The sequence below is a fragment of the Enterobacter sp. 118C5 genome, from assembly GCF_034107645.1.
GTDB classification, from domain to species: domain Bacteria; phylum Pseudomonadota; class Gammaproteobacteria; order Enterobacterales; family Enterobacteriaceae; genus Enterobacter; species Enterobacter nematophilus.
This window is the reverse complement of sequence record NZ_JAWNEU010000001.1, coordinates 493,312-512,274: the sequence shown is the minus strand read 5'-3', so window position 1 is coordinate 512,274 and position 18,963 is coordinate 493,312. Positions and strand designations below refer to the sequence as shown.

19 protein-coding genes are annotated in these 18,963 nt (G+C 58.0%); 8 read left to right on the top strand and 11 right to left on the bottom strand.

From position 1 onward, the window contains the following. Nucleotides 1–115: 115 nt before the first annotated feature. The 3 genes from UTO39_RS02420 to UTO39_RS02410 all read right to left on the bottom strand — a co-directional run bounded on the left by UTO39_RS02420 (nt 116) and on the right by UTO39_RS02410 (nt 2,721). Nucleotides 116–784, bottom strand: a complete 669-nt coding sequence (locus UTO39_RS02420; protein WP_061098103.1) for a GntR family transcriptional regulator — start codon at nt 782–784, stop codon at nt 116–118. Between the two features lie 255 nt (nt 785–1,039). Then, nucleotides 1,040–2,080: an NADP-dependent oxidoreductase gene (locus tag UTO39_RS02415; protein WP_061098102.1), complete on the bottom strand. Its 1,041-nt coding sequence runs from the start codon at nt 2,078–2,080 to the stop codon at nt 1,040–1,042. Between the two features lie 65 nt (nt 2,081–2,145). Further along, nucleotides 2,146–2,721, bottom strand: coding sequence for an XRE family transcriptional regulator (locus tag UTO39_RS02410; RefSeq protein ID WP_061098101.1), 576 nt, complete (start codon nt 2,719–2,721; stop codon nt 2,146–2,148). 133 nt (nt 2,722–2,854) lie between these two features. On the opposite strand from UTO39_RS02410, the gene UTO39_RS02405 reads away from it, so the two are divergent. Next, nucleotides 2,855–3,373: an N-acetyltransferase family protein gene (locus UTO39_RS02405; RefSeq protein ID WP_320726353.1), complete on the top strand. Its 519-nt coding sequence runs from the start codon at nt 2,855–2,857 to the stop codon at nt 3,371–3,373. Next, entirely contained in the window at nt 3,370–3,819 is a 450-nt protein-coding gene (locus UTO39_RS02400; RefSeq protein WP_320726352.1) for a DMT family transporter, read from the top strand. The genes UTO39_RS02405 and UTO39_RS02400 overlap by 4 nt, the downstream gene beginning before the upstream one ends. Here UTO39_RS02400 and UTO39_RS02395 read toward each other — a convergent pair whose 3' ends face one another. Next, entirely contained in the window at nt 3,820–4,053 is a 234-nt protein-coding gene (locus UTO39_RS02395; protein WP_061098098.1) for a YdcY family protein, read from the bottom strand. A gap of 54 nt (nt 4,054–4,107) precedes the next feature. Next, nucleotides 4,108–5,706: an ABC transporter substrate-binding protein gene (locus UTO39_RS02390; protein ID WP_253542143.1), complete on the bottom strand. Its 1,599-nt coding sequence runs from the start codon at nt 5,704–5,706 to the stop codon at nt 4,108–4,110. Between the two features lie 283 nt (nt 5,707–5,989). Here UTO39_RS02390 and UTO39_RS02385 point away from each other — a divergent pair, with 283 nt between their 5' ends. Genes UTO39_RS02385 through UTO39_RS02375 form a run of 3 tightly spaced genes read left to right on the top strand, consistent with a single transcriptional unit; the run spans nt 5,990 to nt 12,493 of the window. After that, nucleotides 5,990–7,336, top strand: coding sequence for an SrfA family protein (locus UTO39_RS02385; protein ID WP_320726351.1), 1,347 nt, complete (start codon nt 5,990–5,992; stop codon nt 7,334–7,336). Nucleotides 7,337–7,340: 4 nt separating this feature from the next. Beyond that, nucleotides 7,341–10,322 carry a virulence factor SrfB gene (locus UTO39_RS02380; RefSeq protein WP_320726350.1) on the top strand — a complete coding sequence of 994 codons (2,982 nt, stop codon included), beginning with the start codon at nt 7,341–7,343 and terminating at the stop codon, nt 10,320–10,322. Then, the gene (locus UTO39_RS02375) at nt 10,319–12,493 is read left to right on the top strand and encodes a virulence factor SrfC family protein (protein ID WP_320726349.1); all 2,175 of its coding nucleotides are present in this window, start codon (nt 10,319–10,321) and stop codon (nt 12,491–12,493) included. The genes UTO39_RS02380 and UTO39_RS02375 overlap by 4 nt, the downstream gene beginning before the upstream one ends. 55 nt (nt 12,494–12,548) lie before the next feature. On the opposite strand, the gene UTO39_RS02370 is transcribed toward UTO39_RS02375, so the two are convergent. Next, the gene (locus UTO39_RS02370) at nt 12,549–13,304 is read right to left on the bottom strand and encodes an alpha/beta hydrolase (protein WP_320726348.1); all 756 of its coding nucleotides are present in this window, start codon (nt 13,302–13,304) and stop codon (nt 12,549–12,551) included. A gap of 86 nt (nt 13,305–13,390) precedes the next feature. Beyond that, nucleotides 13,391–13,564, bottom strand: a complete 174-nt coding sequence (locus UTO39_RS02365; RefSeq protein ID WP_003856960.1) for a GhoT/OrtT family toxin — start codon at nt 13,562–13,564, stop codon at nt 13,391–13,393. Between the two features lie 244 nt (nt 13,565–13,808). Between UTO39_RS02365 and UTO39_RS02360 the strand changes: the two genes are divergently transcribed. From UTO39_RS02360 to UTO39_RS02350, 3 genes are read left to right on the top strand one after another with little or no spacing between them, the layout of a single operon-like run. Next, a complete protein-coding gene (locus UTO39_RS02360; RefSeq protein WP_320726347.1) occupies nt 13,809–14,135 on the top strand; it encodes a DUF1971 domain-containing protein in 327 nt (108 codons plus the stop codon). Nucleotides 14,136–14,162: 27 nt separating this feature from the next. Beyond that, nucleotides 14,163–14,516 carry a DUF1971 domain-containing protein gene (locus UTO39_RS02355; protein ID WP_320726346.1) on the top strand — a complete coding sequence of 118 codons (354 nt, stop codon included), beginning with the start codon at nt 14,163–14,165 and terminating at the stop codon, nt 14,514–14,516. A gap of 4 nt (nt 14,517–14,520) precedes the next feature. After that, nucleotides 14,521–14,703, top strand: coding sequence for a DUF1869 domain-containing protein (locus UTO39_RS02350; protein ID WP_047348342.1), 183 nt, complete (start codon nt 14,521–14,523; stop codon nt 14,701–14,703). Between the two features lie 39 nt (nt 14,704–14,742). Here the strand turns inward: UTO39_RS02350 and patD are convergent, their stop codons facing one another. Genes patD through UTO39_RS02330 form a run of 4 tightly spaced genes read right to left on the bottom strand, consistent with a single transcriptional unit; the run spans nt 14,743 to nt 18,947 of the window. Further along, nucleotides 14,743–16,167 (bottom strand): aminobutyraldehyde dehydrogenase, encoded by a 1,425-nt coding sequence (patD, locus tag UTO39_RS02345; protein WP_320726345.1) that lies wholly within the window; start codon nt 16,165–16,167, stop codon nt 14,743–14,745. Nucleotides 16,168–16,191: 24 nt separating this feature from the next. Further along, nucleotides 16,192–16,998 (bottom strand): ABC transporter permease, encoded by an 807-nt coding sequence (locus tag UTO39_RS02340; RefSeq protein ID WP_266177945.1) that lies wholly within the window; start codon nt 16,996–16,998, stop codon nt 16,192–16,194. Beyond that, nucleotides 16,988–17,932, bottom strand: coding sequence for an ABC transporter permease (locus UTO39_RS02335; protein ID WP_266177944.1), 945 nt, complete (start codon nt 17,930–17,932; stop codon nt 16,988–16,990). The genes UTO39_RS02340 and UTO39_RS02335 overlap by 11 nt, the downstream gene beginning before the upstream one ends. A 1-nt stretch (nt 17,933) precedes the next feature. Continuing rightward, nucleotides 17,934–18,947, bottom strand: coding sequence for an ABC transporter ATP-binding protein (locus UTO39_RS02330; RefSeq protein WP_320726344.1), 1,014 nt, complete (start codon nt 18,945–18,947; stop codon nt 17,934–17,936). Nucleotides 18,948–18,963: the final 16 nt, after the last annotated feature.

Below are 18,963 nucleotides of genomic sequence, written 5' to 3'. Positions count from 1 at the left end.
AAAGTAAAGTTTATTTTATAAAGAAAATAACGCTCCTGATGGCAATATGCCATCAGGAGTTATTCACCAGATAAATAATTAAACGCGGTATATAGTCGCTCTGTTAAATAATCTCTCAGTTAAAATATTGTCGCTGTAAAAGCGTATTCGCTTCATCAATCAACTTTTCTATCGCCTTCTGGCTGGCGTCAACATCCCGGCGTTCCAGGGCTGAAAGCAGTTCGTCATAGTGATACGTCGCTTCTTTAATGTCATTAAGCTCCTGGTGCAGGTAGTTAATGCACGGTCCGATGCGCACCCAAAGCTGTTCAATTAACGCATTCAGCGTGGGCATTTCCGCGTACTGATAAAGCGTAAAGCGGAAGATGCGATTCGCCTGCAATGCCTGCTGAACGTTCCCGTTGCGCATAGCCTCATGAAACGCTTCCGACAATTTGCGCAACGTCTCCATCTTTTGGTCAGACATATTCTGACAGGCTGCGGCAACCGCCATGGGCTCAAGCTGCTTGCGAATAGCGTTGATTTCGTTGTAACGGTCCAGCGTCACTTCCGGCACCAGAAATGCCTGTGCTGGCGTGGCATGCAATGCCCCTGCTGATACCAGACGCAGCAGCGCCTCGCGTACTGGGGTAATGCTGGTTCCTAATTTATCGGCGATCTCTTTCGTAATCAGTCGTGCACCAGGTTTAAGGGAGCCTGTAATTAACGCTCCTTTTAAACTGAGTTCAACTTGCATGGTAAGACTGATCCTTTGGGCTTTTTCTAAGTGATCCAAATCAAGCATGTTCAATTCCTGTAGCTAAAACTTAATGCTATTTTTAAACGCCAGTTTTAATAAAACGACGCTGGTCCGATATATCCTGTATCGTCATGCCTGGTGGTGGGAAGTACATAAAACAGCAAAAAATGCAAAATGTGTTTTTTTTATCGGTTTCGGGCTCATCCGGGATGATGGCGCGAAAAGCCATGTCCGTTAATTAAAGACAATATATCGTATCTTCACAAATAAATATGGCGGGAAACCCCGCCATAGTGCCTTTTATTTATTGTCCCCCGCGACGCGAATCACGACTTTACCGAAGTTTTTTCCTTCCAGCAGGCCAATCAGCGCTTCAGGCGCGTTCTCCAGCCCGTCCGTCACCTGTTCACGATAGTGAATTTTGCCCTCCTGCACCCAGCGCCCCATCTCTTCCTGAAACTCGTGAATGCGGTGACCGTAGTCCTGGGCGATGATAAAGCCCTGCATCCGAATGCGTTTCTTCAGAATGGTGCCCATCAAAAGCGGCAAACGGTCCGGCCCCTCAGGCAGGCCCGTTGCATTGTAGCCGCTCACCAGGCCACACACCGGCACGCGCGCGGAGGTATTCAGCAGCGGCAGCACGGCGTCAAATACTTTCCCGCCGACGTTTTCAAAATAGACATCAATGCCTTTCGGGCAGGCGCGTTTCAGCTGCTCAGCGAAATCTGCCGCGTGGTGATCCAGACACGCGTCAAACCCGAGCACCTCTACGGCGTGGCGGCACTTTTCTGCGCCACCGGCGACGCCAACCACCCGGCAGCCTTTAATTTTGCCGATCTGCCCAACGGTTGCGCCAACCGGGCCCGTCGCCGCGGCCACCACCAGCGTTTCGCCCGCTTTAGGTTGTCCGATATCCAGTAATCCCATATAGGCGGTAAAGCCCGGCATCCCAAGAATGCCCAGCGCCCAGGAAGGATGGGAGGGATTATCGCCCAGCTTGACCAGGCCGCTGCCGTCCGAAAGCGCGTACTCCTGCCAGCCGCTGTAGCTCAGCACCCATTCACCCGCTTTAAAGTCGGGGTGGTTTGACTGCTCAACGCGGCTCACCGTTCCCCCTACCATCACAGCGCCAATTTCAACCGGCGGAGAATAGGATGGCGCATCGCTCATGCGGCCCCGCATGTAAGGGTCCAGCGACAGCCACACGGTGCGAAGCAACAGCTGCCCCGCCTGAGGTGCAGGAACAGGCTGCTCTTCCAGACGAAAATTCTCCGCAACCGGCGCGCCCTGTGGACGCGAGGCCAGCACCCAGCGGCGATTTTGCGAAACAGATTGGTTCATCGGGTTCTCCTTCTGGTACAAATGTCATTACAGCCTGGCTCACGATCGGCATTATCGCCTTAACATTACGAGGCAGACTGGTTAAGCCGGACCACAAGATAGATACAGGTTTCGTTCGTTTCGTTGATGAAACGGCAGTCGTTTGGCGGCCCCAGCTCCAGACAGTCTCCGGCCTTCATCTCGTGGCGGGTATCGCCCTCCTGAAATACCAGCTCGCCGGACTGCAGCCAGATCAGCTGCCGCGCCAGCGCGTAGGACGATGCCGGCATCGGGACGTCGCTCCCCGCGGGCAGCTCAATCTGAACGAGGTCGATAGGCAGATCGGTACGCGGGGAAACGTGGCGACGAAGGTAGTGCGTTTGCGGATCGCGCCAGACGGGCTGGTTCGCCAGGCGCAGGAGTTTTCCCTCCTGCATCTCGGCTCTGGCAATCAGGGTCGACATGCTGATCCCAAACGCGCCTGACAGGCGGGCAAGCAGGGTTGCCGTCGGGCTGCTGTCACCGCGTTCTATTTTATGGATCATGGCGCGAGATACGCCTGCCCGCTCGGCCAGCTCGCTCAGAGACCAGCCGCGTGATTCACGTTCGAGGCGAATTCTGGCGCTAATACGCTGATTCATTGTGTCTGACAGTGTGTTCATAACGTCATACTAAAGCGTATAAAGGCCGTTTCAATGTGTTTCATAATAATTCTCACGTAGCGCTCTGACGATACAGTTGTGTAATATCATATCTATAGCGTAATACTATAGTAAACAACACAGAGGTTTAATCATGATCGTTCGTCACGCCTGTAAAGAAGACTGCGCTGCGATAGGAGAGATCTATAACCATGCGGTGCTGCATACTGCCGCGATCTGGAACGATAAAACCGTCGATACCGATAACCGAATCGCCTGGTTCGAGGCCCGCACGCTCGCGGGTTACCCGGTTCTGGTGAGCGAGGAAAACGGTGCTATCACCGGGTACGCCTCTTTCGGCGACTGGCGCGCCTTCGACGGCTTTCGTCACACGGTCGAGCATTCAGTGTACGTTCATCCGGAGCATCAGGGTAAAGGCATTGGCCGTACGTTAATGAAAGCGCTGATCAACGAGGCCCGCGCCATCGGCAAGCACGTGATGGTGGCCGGCATTGAAGCGCAAAATACGGCCTCGATTCACCTCCACGAAACGCTCGGTTTTGTGACAACGGGGCAGATGCCGCAGGTGGGAACCAAGTTTGGCCGCTGGCTGGACTTAACCTTTATGCAGCTGCAGCTGGACGAGCGCAGCGACCCGGACGCGATCCCATGAATCAGTCGCTGACGCTAGCGTTCCTGGTGGCGGCGGGGATCGGCCTGGTGGTGCAAAACACCTTAATGGTGCGAATCACCCAGTCCTCCTCCACCATTCTTATCGCAATGCTGCTGAACTCCCTGGTAGGCATTGTGCTGTTTGTCAGCATTCTGCTGCTGAAGCAGGGCTTCGCCGGGTTCAGCGAGCTGGCATCAACGGTGCGCTGGTGGACGCTGATCCCTGGGCTGCTGGGGTCGTTTTTTGTGTTTGCCAGCATCAGCGGATATCAGAACGTTGGCGCGGCAACGACCATCGCCGTGCTGGTCGCAAGCCAGCTGATTGGCGGGCTGGTCCTTGACGTGTTGAGAAGCCACGGCATTCCCCTGCGCGCCCTGATCGGCCCGATGTGCGGCGCGGTGATGCTGGTCGTGGGAGCCTGGCTGGTGGCGCGACGCCAGTTTTGACTACAGTATGGTGCCGCCTTTGGTCAGCTGTTCCTGCCGCGCGTCCATCTCCTCTTTGTGCTGCTTGCCGTGGTGCGAAATCGCGGTACGCAGACGCTGCTGCTGGGCGTAACGGTCTTCACGGCTGAGATCGGCATCATCGCTCAGTTCAATCAGCAGTTCGTTCATGTGGGCGATGACGCTCTCTTCGATAGCGGCATCGACGCGGGCGGTAACTTCGTTTAAATGTGACATTGTCACTCCTTGTTTTGCCGGGTGGCGGCTTACGCCTTACCCGGCAATAAATGCTTAGTTCAGCTTCGCTTTAGAGAAATCGCTGCCCATCAGGCTCACGCTGTACCCGGTCACGTTGCTGCGGGTCGCAAAGAACGTTTTGCCGTTTGCCAGCGCGATCCACGGTGCCTGCTGGTAGAAAATCTCCTGTGCCTGACCGTACAGTTTCGCTCGCTCGGCCGGATCGCTGGTCAGCTTCGCTTTTTGCACCAGAGCATCATAACCCTTATCGCACCAGCGCGCGGCGTTTGACCCGGTTTTAATGCTGTTGCAGCCCAGCAGCACATCGGCGAAGTTATCCGGGTCGCCGTTATCGGACATCCAGCCGAACAGCGCGGAGTCGTGCTCGCCTTTGCGCATCCCGGAGAGGTATTCGCCCCACTCGTAAGAGACGATTTTGGCCTTCACGCCCACTTTCGCCCAGTCGCTCTGGATCATCTCCGCGATACGACGCGAGTTAGGGTTATACGGACGCTGAACCGGCATTGACCACAGCGTGACCTCTGCGCCCTTCTCCAGTCCGGCCTGCTTCAGCAGCGCTTTCGCTTTTTCAGGATCGTAGCTGTAGTCCTGCAGATCTTTATTAAAGCCCAGCATATTTGGCGGGATCGGCGATTTTGCCACCGTACCGGACCCCATAAAGACCGCATTGACGATAGCCTTCTTGTCGGTCGCGTAGTTCAGCGCCTGACGCACCAGCACGTTATCGAACGGCTTTTTCTCGGTGTTAAACGCCAGATAGCCGACGTTCAGCGCATCGACCGAGTGCAGCGTCAGGTCTTTGTTCTTTTTAATCACGTCAAACTGGACCGGAGACGGCGCAGGAATAATCTGGCATTCATTGGTCTGCAATTTCGCCAGGCGGGTTTCCACGTTTGGCGTGATGGAGAAGATAAGATGTTTGGTCGGCACCTCGCCATCCCAGTAGTTCGGATTAGCGACGTAGCGGATCAGCGAATCCACCTTGTACTGCTGGAGCACGTAGGGCCCGGTACCAATCGGCCAGGTGTCCACGTTCTCCGGCGTGCCTTTTTTCAGCATTGCATCGGCGTATTCGGCGGAGAGAATGGAGGCGAAATCCATTCCCCAGTCGGCCAGGAACGCGGCGTTTGGTTCACTCAGGGTGAACTGGACGTGGTAATCATCAACCTTTTTAACGTCCTGAATCAGCTTGTCGAGCCCGACGTCGTTAAAGTATTCGTAGTTGCCCTGCGAGACATTATGGTACGGATGCTTAGGGTCTTTCTGACGCATCACCGAAAAAATAACGTCATCGGCGTTAAAGTCGCGGGTCGGCTTGAAGTATTTATTGCTGTTGAACTTCACCCCTTTACGCAGGGTAAACGTATAGGTCTTGCCGTCCGGCGAAATCGTCCAGGACTCCGCCAGGGAAGGAACCGGGGTATTTTTTACCGGGTCGAAGTTGATCAGGCGGTTGTATAGCACCTGAGAGCTGGCCACGAACGACGGGCCGGAGCTGGCGATTTGCGGGTTGAACGACTCGGGCGACGCTTCCGAGCAGTAGATAAGGGTGTCGTTGTTTGCCGCCCATGCGGCACCGGCTGGTAAAAGTGCGCTCAGCGCAAGGGCGAGCAGCGTTTTCCCTGTAGACATAGTTATAACCCTGACAGTTTTATTATATAGGTCAGTAATAACAGCACAGCCGTTATGACCTGGCAAATAACGAAACACTATCAGGTTATTCTAAAGCCGCGTTTTTTGCCGGTTTTGCCGCCAGTGCAGAAAAAGGTGATTTGCCTTTAGTGACGTTATTCGTCAAGCACAACCGTCACTTTCTATGCCGCAAGAAATCGGCGCTTTTAGCGTCTCTTCCTCCGTTTGTTTGCTTCCTCGTTTCGTTAAAGTAACGGTGTGAAGAAGTATATGGGATCAAATCGTGGCAAAAACTCTTTTACGCAGCGGTAATCTGGATGATTTTCAGGCCGTTGGCGGCGGCGGACAGGCCGTTTTTGAATCAGCGTTACAAATCCGGGAAGCGCTCCGGTTGCGCAAACAGCAGGCCATTGTCGACTGTCTGGCTATTCCTCAGGTCAACGACAGCGGCGACCGCGTGGACTGGTATTCCCCCGTTGAGGGAAGCGTCACCAGCTGGAAGGCAGCCAGTGAAGACGACCGCTATCGCGCCCTGCGCTATCTGGAAAACACGCTAGCCAGCGTTGAGTCGTTAAGCAAGAAGTGCCTCCAGTCGCCCAAAACCGCGCAGCAGCTTTTCGGCTCGCTGCTGTCGAAAGCGTTTCAGTTTCCCGGCGAGAATTTTGTTTTCCTGGTCGAAGGAAAGCCGATCGTTTGCTTCTGGGGTTTTGTAAACCTGAACGAAAATGCGCGCGACGATGTCCTCGACTGCCTGCGTGAGGCACTGATCCCCGAGCCTGCCCCCGTTGTGATTGAAGAGCCCGAGCCAGAACCAGAGCCCGCGCCCGAACCGACCATCACCTTTGAAAAAGCAGACGAGCCGCTGATTGCGCCCGTCGCAGCCGTGCGTATTACGCCGGAAGAACTTTATGAGCCGGCGCCCGCGCCGGTTGTTGCGCAACCCGCTCAGGAACCTGCGCCTGTTGCCGTCACGAAAAAACGTCGCGTTCCCCTGTGGACCCTGCCGGTTGCCGCCGTGATTGTGGCCGCCGTTGCCGCGCCGCTGATGTGGCCAAAACAGGCCCCTTCGGCAGAGCCCGCTCCGGCACCGGCTCCTGAGCCCGTAGCTATTGCACCACAGCCGATTAAAGCGGTGGAGCCGCTGGCTATGAATCTCCCCCTGCATCAGGCTGAGGTCGTCGCAGGTAAAGAAAAAGAACCCGCGCCTGCGCCTGAAGCCGCACCGGTGGTCATTGTTCCGATCCCGAAAGATGCCATGGTGATGGAAGCCGGTCAGGTGAAAGCCGGATCGACGCGCTTCCTGAACGGTACCTGGCGCGCGGTTCTCGACGTGAAAGATCCGGTCACCGGCAAGCCGCCGTCAGTGCGCTATCAAATCCAGAACAATAAAGGTTTCGCCCGCGTTGTGCACGGCGACAACATTGTCTGTCGCGCGGAGATCTTCTCCGGGCTGCACAGCAACGGCGAGCTGATGATTAAGAGCCGCGGCAATGCCCGCTGCACCGACGGTTCCCGCTACCCGATGCCGGAAGTCGCCTGTAAAGCCGGGGCCAGCGATATCGCAGAATGTCGCGCTCGCTATGATGCCAACACCGTCGTCCCACTGACGTTCAAGAAAGCAGGTGCCTGATCCTATGCTGGTAAATCTTTGCGACTATAAACAAAGCGTCACGCTTATTGCCAACAGCGGCGTGCAGTTCCTGGATTTCGGCTTGACGCCGCAGGACACCGCCAGCAACGGGCGCTTCGTACGTAAAACCGCGAACGGCCCCCTTTTGCGACTCGATTTCGACCTGGTGAACGGGCGCTATACCCTGCCGGGGACGAACGGCGGTCAGCCTGAAGTGGTTAAACCGGAAACCACCATTCCGCTGCATCAGTCCCTTTCCGTGCTGGACGGCGTCTGGCTTCCCTTGCCCTTCCTGCGCTTCAACCCGCCGCGGACCTTTGTGGAAGGACCGGATAACTGGGCGCGCGTTCAGGTGCGCAAGCTCGATAAGCCCGACACGGCAGGCAACACGCACCGCGTTACCCTCGCGCTCGACAGCCAGATCGCGGAGCATGCCACCTCCGCCCTGTCGCCGGTTGAAAACGATATTCTGAACGGAACCCGCTTTGCGCTGGCGTGGCGCGATAGTGAGGTTGAAAGCTTCCTCGACCAGACCTGGATTGACGGCTGGCTGCGCGAGGCGTTTACCCAGTATGCCGACGGCGTTGAAAACCGCTCTGAACGCGACCTGCATCAGGCGATGCGCAGTTTTGAATATCAGGCCCACTGGCTCAACGTGCTGACCATGCTCGGTGAACAGCTCACCGTACCGGAAGTGAAATTTGTCACCCATACGCTCAGCACCCCTGCCATTCCGGTCGACCTGATCCTCGACGTGGGCAACACCCACACCTGCGGCGTCATTATTGAAGACCACGGTGATGCAAATGACGGGCTTCGGCAGACCGCCGAGCTGCAGGTTCGTTCGTTAAGCGAGCCGCAGTTCCTCAACGAGCCGCTGTTTACCAGCCGTCTTGAATTCTCCGAAGCGCGTTTTGGCAAACAGCACTTCTCGGTGGAAAGCGGTCGTGAAGATGCGTTTGTCTGGCCGTCGATCGTTCGCGTGGGCGATGAAGCCCGCAAGCTGGCGATGCAGCGGCTGGGAACCGAAGGTAACAGCGGCATCTCCAGCCCGCGCCGCTACCTGTGGGATGAAACGCCCGTCGTGCAGGACTGGCGCTTTAGCCAGATGAACGGCAAAACCCAGCGTGAACCGCTCGCCACGGCGTTTCCACTGATGAACCTGATGAACGATGACGGTGAGCCGCTGTTTACGCTGCCGCAGGACGAGCGGCTGCCGGTCTTCTCGCCGCAGTACAGCCGCAGCACGCTGATGACGCACATGCTGTGCGAGCTGCTGGCGCAGGCGCTGGGGCAGATCAACAGCGTCGCCACCCGCCTGCGTCTGGGCTTCCCGGCCTCGCCGCGCCAGCTGCGCACCCTGATCCTGACCCTGCCCTCGGCCATGCCGAAGCAGGAGCGCGAGATTTTCCGTCGCCGCATGTTTGAAGCCATTGCCATCGTCTGGAAAGCGATGGGCTGGCACCCGCAGGATGAAGATTTTGCCACCCGCAAGCAGCAGGAAAAAAGCGTGGTGCCGGTCCCTGAGATCCAGATGGAGTGGGATGAAGCCAGCTGCGGTCAGCTGGTCTGGCTGTATAACGAAGCGATTTCCCGTTTTGGCGGCCAGACGGAGGCCTTTTTCGCCTCCCTCGCCCGCACGGATCGTGAACCCGAGCCGGGCGTGCAGCCGGGCCGTGCATTACGCGTCGCGTCTATCGACATCGGCGGCGGCACCACGGATATGGCGATAACCCATTACCAGCTTGATGACGGCTCCGGTAATAACGTCAAAATCACCCCGCAACTGCTGTTCCGCGAAGGGTTTAAAGTGGCGGGCGACGATACCCTGCTGGACGTGATTCAGCGCTATGTCTTGCCCGCCCTGCAAACGCAGCTGCAGAAATCCGGCATTGCGGACGCCTCTCTGCTGATGGCGTCGCTGTTCGGCGACTCCGGGCGTATTGATACCCAGGCGGTGCTGCGCCAGCAAACGGCGCTTCAGCTCTTTATGCCGATTGGCCACGCCATTCTTTCCGCGTGGGAAGCCAGCGATATAGACGATCCGCTGGCGGGCCTGCATGCCACCTTCGGCGAGCTCCTGCCGCAGAAACCAACCCGCAACGTGATGAACTATCTCCAGCAGGCAGTCGATCATGCCCTGCCGGCGGGCTCAGAGGCGTTCGACCTGTTCGCCGTGCCGCTGCACGTGAACTTCCGCGAAATGCAGGATGCGATGCTGGCCGGTCAGTTTACGCTGACTTCGCCGCTCCACGCGGTATGTGAAGCGATTTCCCATTACAGCTGCGATATTCTGCTGATCACCGGGCGTCCGGGCTGCCTGCCGGGCGTTCAGGCGCTGATTCGTCATCTGCAGCCGGTGCCGGTCAACCGCATCGTCTGGCTGGATAAATACCAGGTGCACGAGTGGTATCCGTTCAGCCAGCAGGGGCGCATAGGCAACCCGAAATCGACCGCCGCGGTCGGGGCCATGCTCTGCAGCCTGGCGCTCGATCTGCGCCTGCCGCGCTTCAACTTTAAGGCCGCGGACATTGGCGCGTATTCAACCGTGCGTTATCTCGGCGTGCTGGATAATACCGTCAATACCCTGCGCGAGGAGAACGTCTGGTATCAGGATATAGATCTGGATAAGCCGGGCGCGAAGCTCGACGCGCGGCTGCACTTCCCGCTGCGCGGCAACGTCACCCTCGGCTTCCGCCAGCTGGCGAACGCGCGCTGGCCCGCCACGCCGCTTTATACGCTTAGCATCAACTCGGCTGAACTGGCAAAAGCGATTGCCGGCGACGGCGTGCTGAACGTGCGGCTTAAGCTCTGCGGCGGCAGCAAATTAGAGGGCCCAGAGGCCTTCGAGCTGAGCGATGCCTGGCTGCAGGACGGTACGCCGGTTGCGCCTGACGCGTTAACCTTCAAACTGAATACTTTGGCCGACCGCCGACACAGCGGCAGCCACTACTGGATCGACAGCGGGAGCGTATACCTGAAATGACAGCGACGACGACCACCACTCAGGCCTTAATCGGGTGGATTAATGAGACGCGCCTGAACGCCCCTGTGCTGGATAACGATGCTGACGCCCTGCTTGCTCGCATCAACGCGGCGCAGGCGCGGGAGCTGGCCATTGAACGCGCCCTGACCCGCCGGAGCAGCATTGGGCTTTATGGCCATTCGCAAAGTGCCAAAGCGCACCTGCTGCTGTCGCTGTGCGGCAGCGGCAACGGTCGCCTGAACGTGACGCCGGGCCAGCGCACCTTTGACTATTTCTCGCATATCAACCCAGGACATGCCCTGACCAACATGGCCGTGCGCTTCACCCGCGACACCCCGGAAGTAGCGGATGAGGCGTTTCCGCTGCGTCTGAGCCTGGTCACCGAGGCAGAGCTGGTACAGCTGTTTATTGCCCGCACGACGCTGCACCCGCAGATGCGCGCGGTGGATAAGGCGGTCATTGAGACGCGTCTGGAGAAATGGCGCGGCCTTCGCCAGCCGCAGAGCGTGCCCGGCATCACGGCGCAGGAGGTGGGTGCGATTTCGCGTTTCTGGCAAAGCACGGTACCCGCCGCAAAACAGCAAATTGATGACGCCCTGTGGCACGAGTTCGCCCAGCTGGTGCCCTCGCTCGATCTCAGCACCCGCGCCAGCGTCTGGTCGCTGCTGTGGGGCGAGCAGCAGGAGTTAACCCAGCAGTGGCTGAAGCTTGCCCACGTGCTGCATCAGACCAGCCATGCGAGCGAGCTGGCTGCGCCGCTGAGCCTGCTGGTGGACAGCTTTGGTCTGCCTGGCGAAGGGTTCCTGACGCACGGCACCTTAACCCAGCAGGAGGCTCAGGAGACGCTGCTGCATCCGCTGAACAACGGTGAAATGCTCAACGCCATCAGCATCCCGGTCGACGTGCTTGCCTTCCTTACCCGCGAGCTGGTCTTGCCGGTTGAGAACGGCGCGCTGGATGACGTTGATATCATTGATATTCCGGTCTTTGAAGACGGCAGAGCCGATCCTTTAGTCCAGGCTAAATGCCAGTGGCTGCTTGAACATTACCGCCAGCAGCTCCAGCCGGATGTGCTGGTTATCTGCAATGCGACGGCGCAGCACGAGCAGACGGCCCAAAAAGCAAAAGCGTTAATTAACTGGATAAAAGAGACCCAGCCTGCCGAGGAGTCCGCCCTGCCGGGTCTGGTGTGGGCTATCACCCCGCATGACGCTCGTTTCACCACCCGACAGAATCTTGATGAAGCCGTACAGCATCTGCTGGGCAAGCCTGGCCTGCGCTGGGGAACTCTGCAGGCGCTGGACAGCCACAGCATGCAGCGCGTCATTGAGTGGTTATCTCAGGCTACGCTCCCCGCACAGCGGCAGAAGCGTCTCGGCACGCTGAAAAACCTGCTTCGGCAGGAGATCGCGTCGCTGATGCAAAGCTATCTGGCGCCGCTGGTTGAGGAACCGGGTGCGCGACGTGCTCAGGCCGAAAACATGGTGCGCACGCTGCAAAGCAGCGCCGCCCGTCACGGCGAGCTGCTTGAAGGTCTGCTGCCGCCGCTGAAAGCCTTTGAAACGCTGCTCGCCGTTCAGCAGCCGCGCGAGGAGCAGGTGAACGGGCTATTCACGGACACCATCGATCTGTTCGCCGATAACGCCCAGGAAAGCGCAGGACAATTCCAGACAAAAGACAAAGCGCGCCTGGCGCACAGAGTATGGATAAATCATCTGCGCCAGTGGAGCCGCAATGAAGCTACCGCCGCCCGTCTTGGCCTGGAGCCCGCGGTGCTGCAGCAAATTGCGGATGTGCTGGTGGTAACCAGCTACAGGCTTAATCTGCCGCAACAGCTTCAGCGAATTGTCGACGCGGATAAAAGCAGCGCGGCGCAGCTGCATGCGGTGATGGGCAATTTCGTTGGCTGGCTGGGCTACGACCAGACGCCGTCAGCAGAACGCCCCGCAAGCCGCATTCGCAAAGGCCAGGCAATTTTTGTTACGCCCGTCGTCAGCAGTGCCGCACCGCGCCTGACGCGCCTGGGGGAACAGCCTGTCCATGCGGCCACCGCGTACGTTTACGACTGGCTGGTTGCCCTCTATAGCCGGGCAATCGAAAACATTGATTACCAGCACCCGCATGACGTTCAGCCTGACGCACGTCGGGCACTGCGGGCTTTAATCCTGTAGCGGCCTTTCTTGCCGGGTGGCGCTGCGCTTACCCGGCTACATTCCGCAACGATAATCACGCCGCCATACACTCCGCTAACGCCTGCGCCAGTGCCGATGGGTTTTCCCACGACATGGAGTGCCCCGCCGCAGGGATGATTTTGACCTCAACCCCCTTCTGCTTCAGATTATCCACATCGTCATCCGGCAGTGAGAGCTCGCCGAAAATCAACGTCACCGGGCAAGGCAGCGACAGAAATTGCGCTTCCCAGTCCGGCTTAACGCCCGCCACCAGGCTTGACGCGCCGCGCCAGACGGCATAAGGGGCATTGCTTTGCAGGCACCCGGCCCAGGCGGTGGTTTCTTCGCGGAGCATGTCATGATAGCCCTGCGCCACAAACTGGTGTTCGGTTTGCGCCGCAATAGAGCGGCTAAACATCCCCCCACCGGCGTGAAAATTGGGCTCCGACACCATCAGCCCCTTCACGCGCGGTGCCAGCAGCCCAGCCGTTTCAATCGCGATGCTGCCGCCCATGCTGTGGCCGTATAACCAGAAGGCATCCAGCTGAAGATGGTCAATCAGCTCCGCCACGACGCGCGCCTGATCGGTGGTTTTGTAGCTGTAGTGCTCAGGTTTATCGCTGTAACCGCTGCCGGGTAAATCGATGAGAATGGCTCTGCGCCCGCCAAACTGAGGGTCTCGAACAACGCGGGGATATTCATAGGAAGAGGCGCAGCCCAGTCCGTGGATAAAGACGACGGGATCGCCAGAGCCTGGCAAATCATGCCAGCGGACGGTGCAACCCGCATGCTGCGAGTAAAAACTGTTCATAAGCACTCCTTTTACGATGCACTGTGTATTTATACAGTTACCGTATCCGAAATGCCATAATCATTTTTTAAAAATGGAAGCGTGCTTCAGAAAAGCGAGATCAGGAGCGCTACGGGGAAGCTCATCGGCCAGGTCGACCCTACCAGAAACGCGCTAAGCAGGCGGATGCGCTTGCGATCTTTAGAAAGGAACCACGTAATTAACGCGCAGATGGAAGCCATGATTGCGTAAAAAACCAACATCTTTTGATACAACGTCATTCTGAATACCAGAGCCGAAAAAATAACCGCACGCAATATGCGTCATATGTTGATACAGATCAAGTTTTTTCGTTACACAATAACCACTTAAATATTAAGCCTAATAACAACTGAGTATTTTGCATAACAAACAGGGGGAGCGAACAACGACTTTTATTGATAACATGCATTTTAAATGCACTTTTTGATAAATTCCCTCTCCTGAACAGGTGTCTAATAAAGGCAGACATTCATGGGAGGCAATATGCTACGCATTCCGCAGAGCTGTATTCATACCCGATCCACCCCTTTCTGGAATAAAGAAACCGCCCCCGCCGGGATCTTTCAGCGTCATCTCGACACGGGTACCCGTCCGGGCGTTTATCCCCGGCTGTCCGTTATGCAGGGCACCGTCCGCTACCAGGGTTATGCTGATGAACATGCCCCAGAGCCCGACAGCACACTGATTATCAGGGCCGGCCACTTCGGTGTTTTTCCCCCTGAGAAATGGCATCACATCGAGGTGATGAGCGACGACACGCTGTTCAATATTGAATTTTTCGTCGAACCAGAGGTGTTGAAGTCGCTTTGAGCGGCTTTTATTTACGAGGTAACCCTTATGCTACGTATTCCTGAGAATTTTGTTCATACCCGCTCCACCCCATTCTGGAACAAAGAGACAGCCCCAAAAGCCCTCTTCACCCACCATAATACGAAAGCCAGCGTATATGGCCGTTTGTCCGTGATGCAGGGGGCGGTGCGCTATTTTGGTTTCCCAAACGCTGACGCGACCGAACCGGATCTTGAGCTGGTGATTCAGGCCGGATCGTTTGGCATCTCGCCGCCGGAAAAATGGCACCGCATCGAGCTATTGACCGACGATACCTGGTTCAATATCGACTTTTTTGCCGATCCTGACGTTACGCTTCAGGGCGCAGGCATCGGCAAAGTGGTTAATACATATAAGGAGTAACGGCGTGGGCAAAGCAACCTACACAGTGACCGTGACTAACAATAGCAACGGCGTCTCGGTGGATTATGAAACCGACGCCCCCATGGAGTTGCTCATCCCTGACGTTGCCGCAGACGTGGTGAAAGATCTGGTGAATACCGTTCGCGCTTACGATACGGAAAATGAGCACGAGGTGTGCGGCTGGTAAAGCAAACGCCCGGCGATGCAGGCCGCCGGGCGTGAGCTCTTAGTGTTTTATCATCACATGTCGGACAACCGTGTAATCCTCAAGCCCGTACACCGACATATCTTTACCGTAACCGGATAACTTCATGCCGCCGTGCGGCATTTCGCTCACCAGCATAAAGTGGGTATTGACCCAGGTGCAGCCGTACTGCAGGCGCGCGCTCAGGCGATGGGCGCGGCCGACATCCTGAGTCCAGACCGACGACGCCAGGCCGTACTGTGATTCGTTCGCCCAGGCCAGGACCTGCGCTTCGTCGTCGAATTCGGTGACGCTCACAACCGGTCCAAAAACTTCGCGCTGAACGATGGCATCCTCCTGTTTCGCCCCGGCCAGCAACGTTGGCTGGAAGTAGTAGCCCGCCCCCTCTTGTTTACTCCCGCCCGTCACCACGCGGATATGGCCGAGCGCTTTCGCCTCGTCAACCGCCTGACAGACGCGTGAAAGATGGGCAGCCGAGCTGAGCGGACCGAGTTCAGTAGACTCATCCTCCGGAGCCCCCATTTTGAGGCTGGCGACCGCGGCGCCGAGCTTTTCCACCAGCGCAGCATAAATGCCTTTCTGGGCATAGATACGGCAGGCCGCCGTACAGTCCTGCCCGGCATTGTAGAAACCAAACGTCCGCACCCCTTCGACCACCGCGTCCAGGTCCGCATCATCAAACACGATAACCGGCGCTTTACCGCCCAGCTCCATGTGGGTGCGCTTAATGGAAGACGCCGTATGGCCGATGATATGTTCCCCGGTGGCAATCGAACCGGTCAGCGACACCATGCGCACTTTTTCATGCCCGGTGAGCGGATCGCCCACCGTTTTTCCGCGGCCAAACAGCACGTTGAGCACGCCAGCCGGGAAGATATCTTTTGCCAGCTCCGCCAGCTTTAAGGCCGTCAGCGGTGTGATTTCAGACGGCTTGATGACCACACAGTTACCGGCCGCCAGCGCAGGCGCCAGCTTCCATGCCGCCATCATCAGCGGGTAGTTCCACGGCGCGATAGAGGCAACCACGCCCACCGGGTCGCGGCGGATCATCGACGTGTGGCCGTCAAGGTACTCGCCCGCGGCCAGCCCGTTCAGGCAGCGGGCCGCTCCGGCGAAGAAACGGAAAACGTCGACCACGGCGGGAATTTCATCGCCCAGCGCACAGTGCAGCGGCTTGCCGCAGTTGAGGGACTCAAGCCGGGCAAACTCTTCGCCATGCGCTTCAATCGCATCCGCCAGCTTCAGCAGGCACTCGGCCCGCGTTTTCGGTGTAGTTTGTCCCCACTCCACAAAAGCACGGTCGGCGGCCTGAACCGCCGCGTCGACCTGCGCCGCTGACGCTTCAGCAATCTCCAGCAGCACCTCTCCGGTGGCCGGGTTATAGATCGGCTGTTTCTCTCCCTCTCCGGCAACCAGTTCACCATTAATCAGCAGATGTGTTTGCATAGCATTGTCCTGTTCAAATCACTGTTATTTCCCGCTGCCGGCAATGTTCTCGCCGTCGCGGGTTAGCCACCAGGCTCCCAGAATGGGGATGGTTGTTACCAGCATCACCAGCAGTGCAACGACGTTGGTGACCGGCACGTCGCGCGGACGGCCAAGCTGATTGAGCAACCACAGCGGTAACGTGCGTTCGTGTCCCGCCGTAAAGGTTGTGACGATAATTTCGTCAAACGACAGGGCAAACGCCAGCATTCCCCCGGCCAGCAGCGCGGAGCCCAGGTTGGGCAGCACCACGTAGCGGAAGGTTTGCCATCCGTCGGCCCCGAGATCCATCGACGCTTCCACCAGACTCCAGGAGGTGCGTCTGAACCGGGCAATAACGTTGTTAAATACCACCACCACGCAGAACGTGGCGTGCCCTACCACGATGGTGAAAAACCCCGGCTCAAGGTTGATTGTTTTGAACGCCGTCAGCAGCGCCAGGCCGGTGATGATCCCCGGTAACGCAATCGGCAGCAGCAGCAATAGCGAGATCGCGTTCTTGCCAAAAAACTCGCTTCGCCACAGCGCCGCTGCAGCAAGCGTGCCAAGCACAAGGGCAATCGCGGTGGAGAGAGCGGCAATCTGAAGTGACAACGTCACCGATTCAATGATATCTCCGCGCCCCGCCGCCGCGGTAAACCACTTCAGCGTCAGGCCCTGAGGCGGAAAGCTGAAGGCCGCGTCTTCGGTATTAAAGGCATAGGCTGCGATAATCAGCAGCGGAAAATGCAGGAAGATGACGCCTCCCCAGGCTGCCACTTTCAGGAACAGCGGTGCGCGTTCAGAGTGCATCGAATGCTCCCAGACGCTTCACGAACGCCAGATAGAGTGAAATCAGCACGATGGGAACCAGCGTGAACGCGGCGGCCATAGGCATATTGCCGATCGCCCCCTGCTGGGAGTAGACCATGTTACCGATGAAATACCCCGGCGGCCCGACCAGCTGCGGTACGATGAAATCCCCCAGCGTCAGGGAAAAGGTAAAGATTGAACCCGCGGCAATACCCGGGACAGCCAGCGGCAGAACGACATAGCGGAAGGTCTGGCGCGGAAGCGCGCCGAGATCGGCTGAGGCCTGAAGCAGCGAGGCAGGCAGACGTTCCAGCGCCGCCTGGACCGGCAGGATCATAAACGGCAGCCAGATGTAGACGAAGACCAGAAACCGTCCCAGCCCGGAGGTGGACAAGGTGTTGCCGCCAATCGCGGGTAGCGTAAGGATCGAGGTCAGGATCGGCTCCAGCCCCAGATGGTTGAGAAACCACTGCGCTACCCCGTCCTTCGCCAGCAGCAGCGTCCAGGCGTAGGCTTTGACGATGTAGCTTGCCCACATCGGCAGCATCACGGCGATATAGAAGAATGCTTTCCACTTCCCGCGGGTGTATCGCGCCATGTACCAGGCCATCGGGAATGCCAGAATTGCGCTGGCAATCGTCACCGCAATCGCCATTGTTAACGTGCGCAGGATGATGTCATAGTTTGCCGGGTTGAAAAGCGCCCGAATGTTCGCCAGGGTCAGATCCGGCGTCACCGCCATGGTGAAATCGTCAAAGGTGTAAAATCCTTGCCACAGCAGGGTCAGAAGCGATCCCAGATAGACGATGCCAAACCACATTAGCGGCGCGAGCAGGAGCAGGAACAGGCCGAGCGACGGTTTACGCCAGAACAGTGCCGTCACGCGGCTCATGCGGCCGCGCGAGGCGGGAGGGTGCGCGACACTCATAGCCATTTCATCTCTCCTCGTGCAGGCGAATCATCGCCTCGCGCGACCACGACGCCGTGACGGCCTGCCCCGGCGCAATGCCGTGCAGCGGCGAGAGATCGCTGAAATTGGCCTGGCTCACCAGCAGTTTGGCACCGTCGGCGAGCCTGAGCTCCAGGCGCGTGGATGCCCCCTGATACTGAACGGCCTGCACGACGCCCTGCACCTGAACCTCACCGCCCTCATTCAGGCGGATATGCTCCGGGCGCAGGGAATAGCTGCCTTCCATGCCGCAGATTTTATGTGCCAGACCTGCGTCAAAGACGTTAGAGGTGCCGACAAAACCGGCGACAAACGGCGTGCGCGGGCGCATGTAGAGATCGCGCGGCGTATCTACCTGCTCGATACGCCCGTTATTGAATACCGCCACCCGGTCCGACATGGAGAGGGCTTCGCCCTGATCGTGGGTGACGAAAATAAAGGTGATACCGAGTTCCTGCTGAAGCGTCTTCAGCTCGAACTGCATCTGTTCCCGCAGCTTGAGATCGAGCGCACCTAGCGGCTCGTCGAGCAGCAGGACGCGCGGTTCATTCACCAGCGCCCGGGCGATGGCGACGCGCTGGCGCTGGCCGCCGGAAAGCTGCGAAGGCTTGCGGGCGACGGCAAAGCTAAGGCCCACTTTTTCCAGCGCATCACCGGCCTGCGCGTGGCGTTTTTTCTTGTCGACGCCTTTGACCATCAGCCCGTAGGCGACGTTATCGAGGATCGACATATGCGGGAACAGCGCGTAGTCCTGAAAAACGGTATTCACGTCCCGCTCCCACGGCGGCAGCGCGCTCGCCTCTTTGCCGAAGATGGCGATAGTGCCGCCGGACAGCTGCTCAAAGCCGGCAATCAGACGCAGGCAGGTGGTTTTGCCGGAGCCCGAAGGCCCCAGCATGGAGAAAAACTCCCCGTCACGAATCGCAATGGTGACCCCATCCACCGCCCGCACGTCGCCGTACAGTCGGGAAACATTATTAAACTCTACTGCGTACGTCATGTTCTGCTCCCGGACG

Excerpts from the sequence above, each read along its gene's own strand:
- UTO39_RS02420 (WP_061098103.1), bottom strand. The coding sequence starts at position 784 with ATGCTTGATTTGGATCACTTAGAAAAAGCCCAAAGGATCAGTCTTACC.
- UTO39_RS02415 (WP_061098102.1), bottom strand. The coding sequence starts at position 2,080 with ATGAACCAATCTGTTTCGCAAAATCGCCGCTGGGTGCTGGCCTCGCGT.
- UTO39_RS02410 (WP_061098101.1), bottom strand. The coding sequence starts at position 2,721 with ATGAACACACTGTCAGACACAATGAATCAGCGTATTAGCGCCAGAATT.
- UTO39_RS02405 (WP_320726353.1), top strand. The coding sequence starts at position 2,855 with ATGATCGTTCGTCACGCCTGTAAAGAAGACTGCGCTGCGATAGGAGAG.
- UTO39_RS02400 (WP_320726352.1), top strand. The coding sequence starts at position 3,370 with ATGAATCAGTCGCTGACGCTAGCGTTCCTGGTGGCGGCGGGGATCGGC.
- UTO39_RS02395 (WP_061098098.1), bottom strand. The coding sequence starts at position 4,053 with ATGTCACATTTAAACGAAGTTACCGCCCGCGTCGATGCCGCTATCGAA.
- UTO39_RS02390 (WP_253542143.1), bottom strand. The coding sequence starts at position 5,706 with ATGTCTACAGGGAAAACGCTGCTCGCCCTTGCGCTGAGCGCACTTTTA.
- UTO39_RS02380 (WP_320726350.1), top strand. The coding sequence starts at position 7,341 with ATGCTGGTAAATCTTTGCGACTATAAACAAAGCGTCACGCTTATTGCC.
- UTO39_RS02375 (WP_320726349.1), top strand. The coding sequence starts at position 10,319 with ATGACAGCGACGACGACCACCACTCAGGCCTTAATCGGGTGGATTAAT.
- UTO39_RS02370 (WP_320726348.1), bottom strand. The coding sequence starts at position 13,304 with ATGAACAGTTTTTACTCGCAGCATGCGGGTTGCACCGTCCGCTGGCAT.
- UTO39_RS02365 (WP_003856960.1), bottom strand. The coding sequence starts at position 13,564 with ATGACGTTGTATCAAAAGATGTTGGTTTTTTACGCAATCATGGCTTCC.
- UTO39_RS02360 (WP_320726347.1), top strand. The coding sequence starts at position 13,809 with ATGCTACGCATTCCGCAGAGCTGTATTCATACCCGATCCACCCCTTTC.
- UTO39_RS02355 (WP_320726346.1), top strand. The coding sequence starts at position 14,163 with ATGCTACGTATTCCTGAGAATTTTGTTCATACCCGCTCCACCCCATTC.
- patD (WP_320726345.1), bottom strand. The coding sequence starts at position 16,167 with ATGCAAACACATCTGCTGATTAATGGTGAACTGGTTGCCGGAGAGGGA.
- UTO39_RS02340 (WP_266177945.1), bottom strand. The coding sequence starts at position 16,998 with ATGCACTCTGAACGCGCACCGCTGTTCCTGAAAGTGGCAGCCTGGGGA.
- UTO39_RS02335 (WP_266177944.1), bottom strand. The coding sequence starts at position 17,932 with ATGGCTATGAGTGTCGCGCACCCTCCCGCCTCGCGCGGCCGCATGAGC.
- UTO39_RS02330 (WP_320726344.1), bottom strand. The coding sequence starts at position 18,947 with ATGACGTACGCAGTAGAGTTTAATAATGTTTCCCGACTGTACGGCGAC.